Genomic DNA, 3765 nt, shown 5'->3' with positions numbered 1-3765 from the left:
AGCGGCGCGTTCCGGCTGCCCGACGTGGGCCGCGAGCAGGCTCCCGCACTGTGGCGCACCGCCGGACCGGTGTGGGACCACCTCGCCGAGCCGCCCGGGTGACCTCTGCCGCCCGGACACTGCCCCCGGCTGCCCGAACGCACACCTCTTGGCCCGGGCTCTCGCCGAGTGGTCACGAATGCCGCGAAAAGCGACACGCGACCTGGGACAACGTGAGCGGAATCGACCTCGCGGCTGAATCTCTCGGCAAGACCGCAGCGAGATCGCTCTGAGGCGTCGCCTCAGTCGGCGTCCGAGGGCCGGACGTCCGTGGCGGGGTCGAGCTTGCGCACGAGGCTCGGCGCGAGGTCGGAGAGCGTGTACTCGGACAGCAGGCGGCCGGCCTCGTCGTCGTCGACCCCCGCGAACACCCGCCCGATGGTGACGCCGTGCGTGGGCACGGCGACCACCCGGATCTCGTCGCCCACCTCGACAGGCCCCGGCCGCAGCACACGGGCGTACGCACCCGGTCGCCCCGCCTCGGTGAACCGGCGCACCCACCTGGGCTTGCCGACGCGATCGCCGAACGTCTGGCACGGGATGCGCGGGGTGGTGATCTCCAGGCGCAACGGACCCCGACGACCGCTGCCCCGGCCCACCTCCAGGACGGTGCCGATCTGCAGCTGCGAGGTGTCGACGCCGGTCACTCGCAGGTTCTCGCCGAAGTACCCGGGCGGGATCGGCCCACCGAACTCGGGCTCCCACGGCTCGACGTCGGAGTCGGAGAGCAGGTAGACGGCCTTCCACACGCCGCCGTGATGCTCGCGGTCGGCCTGGACGTCTCCGTGGAGGCCGTACTCACGGACCTGCACCGGGCCCTCGACGGGGCGCTTGTCGATCGCCGTCACGCCGACGCGGCCGGGAACGGTGAGGAGCTGGTCCACCACGCAGACGGCCTGCACGGTGAACGACTCCGGCACCGTCTCCCCGGACGCGGGACTGTTCGAGGCCGGCATCAGTGGCCGAACCTGCGGTTGCGGGCACCGTAGTCGCGCAGGGCGCGGAGGAAGTCCACGCGGCGGAACGCGGGCCAGTAGGCCTCGGTGAACCAGATCTCCGAGTAGGCGCTCTGCCACAGCAGGAATCCGGAGAGCCGCTGCTCGCCGGACGTACGGATCACCAGATCGGGATCGGGCTGGCCGGAGGTGTAGAGGTGCTCGCCGATGGCCTCCACGGTGATGCCGTCGACCAGGTCCCGCCCGGTCCGGCCCTCGTCGATCAACTGGGCGACGAGCTCGCGGGTCGCGTCGGCGATCTCCTGACGGCCGCCGTACCCCACGGCGACGTTGACCTTGACCCCCCGACGCCCGGTGCTCGCGCGCTCGGCGTGGCGCAGCCGCTCGGCCAGCCAGTCCGGCAGCACCTCGAGCCGCCCGACGATCCGGACGTCCCAGTTCTTGTCCGGACCGGTGATCTCGTCCACCACGTCGGCGATGATCTGCAGCAGCTCGTCGAGCTCCTCGGCATCACGACCCAGGTTCTCGGTGCTCAGCAGATAGATGGTGGCGACGTCCACGCCCAGCTCGTCGCACCAGCCCAGCATCTCGGCGATCTTGACCGCCCCGGCCCGGTGTCCGTGCGCGACATCCGCGAACCCGGCCTCCTTGGCCCATCGGCGGTTTCCGTCGGCCATCACGGCGATGTGCCGTGGGAGCCGGGCACCCTCGAGTGACGACCGGAGTCGCGACTCGTACAGCGAGTACAGGGGGGAGGAGGCATCCACTCGGTAGAGGTTACCGCGCGACGCCCCCTCCACAGGGGTCCCCCTGACCCCGCGGGGGCTCAGCCCCGTCGGCCGGCGCGAACCCCCGCGGCCAGCGCGCGCACGCCCTCCTCGGTGGTGTCCCAGCCGATGCAGGCGTCGGTGACCGACTTGCCGTAGACGAGTTCCGCGGCGTCGACGGACTGGGCGCCGGGCTCGAGGAAGCTCTCGACCATCACGCCGGAGATGCCCTCCTCCCCCGCCCCGATCCGCTCGGCGAGCTCGGCCACGACCTCGGCCTGACGCTCGTGGGACTTGCCGGAGTTGGCGTGGCTCGCATCCACCATCACCAGCCCGGGCAGCCCCACCTTCGCGACCGACGCCACCGCGGACGCCACGGACGCCGCATCGTGGTTGGGTCCGCCCGTGCCGCCCCGGAGGATCACGTGGCAGTCGGTGTTCCCGGCGGTCTCCACCACGGCGGCCCGGCCCTCGGCGTCGGTGCCGAAGAACACGTGGCGCGACGCCGAGGACCGACACCCGTCCACCGCGACCTGGACCTCGCCGTCCGTCCCGTTCTTGAACCCCACCGGCATGGACAGGCCGGAGACCAACTGGCGGTGCACCTGGCTCTCGGTGGTCCGGGCCCCGATGGCACCCCACGAGACGGCGTCGGCGATGTACTGCGGACTGGTCGGTTCGAGGAACTCGCAGCCGACGGGCAGGCCGAGGTCCAACACGTCCAGGAGGAGTCTGCGGGCCGTGCGCAGACCCCGCGGGATGTCGTAACTCCCGTCCAGCGCCGGGTCGTTGATCAGGCCCTTCCACCCGACAGTGGTGCGCGGCTTCTCGAAGTAGACGCGCATGACGATGAGCAGATCCTCGGAGACCTCCTCGGCGAGTGTGGCGAGGCGCCCCGCGTAGTCGAGCGCGGCGTCGGGATCGTGGACCGAGCAGGGCCCCACCACCACGAGCAGCCGGTCGTCGCGCCCGGCCAGGACATCGGCGATCTCGCTGCGGCTACGCTCGACCAGCGCTTCGCGGGCCTCTCCCAACGGGAGTTCGCCGAGGATCTCGATCGGCGTCGGCAACGGGGAGTAGGACAGGACTCGCCGGTCGGCGGTCTGGGTGGGGTTCTCGGCGGTGATGGTCACGGCTGTGCGCTCCTGATGCGGTGGTCGTGGCGGGCCGGGTGCCGTGATCCTGTTCGGTGCCCTGTGCGCACCCGGATCCGCCGCTGGAAATGGCGGGAGGCGGCGACCATCATGGTCACCGCCTCTGGGCTCCGGGTGTCGGACGTCCGGCTAGCGGACGCGTGCGCTCGCGGCGCGGGCTCCACCCGGAGCCCACATAAAGCGCCAATATGCGCGAGCGATCGACATGCCGGACACCGTAGCAGAGGCCGCCCCCGTCGGGCCACTTGCGCCTCCCGCACCGGCTGGCACCCTGGAGGCATGGGATACCGACTCGTCGCGGACGTCGCGATGGTGCTCCACGCGGCCTTCCTCGTGTACATGGTGGTGGGCGGGTTCCTCGCGTGGCGCTGGCGTTGGACATTCTGGCCGCATCTGGCGACGGCGGCCTACGGACTCGGGATCGCGACGGTGGGGTGGGACTGTCCACTCACCCACGTGGAGAACTGGGGACGCGCCCGCGCCGGCCAGGAGACGCTTCCCTCGACGGGGTTCATCGACCACTACCTCACCGGCGTCATTTACCCAGCGGAACATCTCCTGACGGCCCAGCTCGCCGTTGCGGCCGCCGTGCTCGTCTCGTGGGTGGGCCTGGCCTTCCTGCACTGGCGAGCCCGCGCACGCTCCCGCGCATTCGCCCCAGAGGCGCGATACCCCTGAGGTCGACCCCGCCCTCACGGGGCCAGTCGAACACTTGTGCCATCTCGGTTGAGACGATATACTAGATCACACGTTCGAATGGTAGCGAGTCCGATTGGCGCAGGGGGGTGCGGTGGTGGATCCGATGATGACGACGACGAGTTCGGCGGCGTTCGGGGCGCTTCGCGCCGT

Annotated in this window: 4 protein-coding genes; 1 reads left to right on the top strand and 3 read right to left on the bottom strand. The window is 71.0% G+C overall.

Features of this window, described 5'->3' with window-relative positions; all coding sequences use genetic code 11:
- Nucleotides 1-281: 281 nt before the first annotated feature.
- The 3 genes from G6021_RS07410 to G6021_RS07400 are packed head-to-tail and all read right to left on the bottom strand — an operon-like array spanning nt 282 to nt 2895.
- A complete protein-coding gene (locus G6021_RS07410; RefSeq protein WP_187700534.1) occupies nt 282-995 on the bottom strand; it encodes an MOSC domain-containing protein in 714 nt (237 codons plus the stop codon).
- Nucleotides 995-1762 carry an isoprenyl transferase gene (locus tag G6021_RS07405; protein ID WP_182610033.1) on the bottom strand — a complete coding sequence of 256 codons (768 nt, stop codon included), beginning with the start codon at nt 1760-1762 and terminating at the stop codon, nt 995-997. The genes G6021_RS07410 and G6021_RS07405 overlap by 1 nt, the downstream gene beginning before the upstream one ends.
- 59 nt (nt 1763-1821) lie before the next feature.
- The gene (locus tag G6021_RS07400) at nt 1822-2895 is read right to left on the bottom strand and encodes a 3-deoxy-7-phosphoheptulonate synthase (protein ID WP_182610032.1); all 1074 of its coding nucleotides are present in this window, start codon (nt 2893-2895) and stop codon (nt 1822-1824) included.
- A 300-nt stretch (nt 2896-3195) separates the two neighbouring features.
- On the opposite strand from G6021_RS07400, the gene G6021_RS07395 reads away from it, so the two are divergent.
- A complete protein-coding gene (locus G6021_RS07395) occupies nt 3196-3594 on the top strand; it encodes a DUF2784 domain-containing protein (protein ID WP_182610031.1) in 399 nt (132 codons plus the stop codon).
- Nucleotides 3595-3765 lie beyond the last annotated feature (171 nt).

Origin of the sequence: Dietzia sp. CW19 (assembly GCF_014145265.1) — a bacterium.
Taxonomy (GTDB): Bacteria; Actinomycetota; Actinomycetes; order Mycobacteriales; family Mycobacteriaceae; genus Dietzia; species Dietzia natronolimnaea.
The sequence above is the reverse complement of the archived record's forward strand: the minus strand, read 5'-3'. Positions and strand labels throughout refer to the sequence as shown.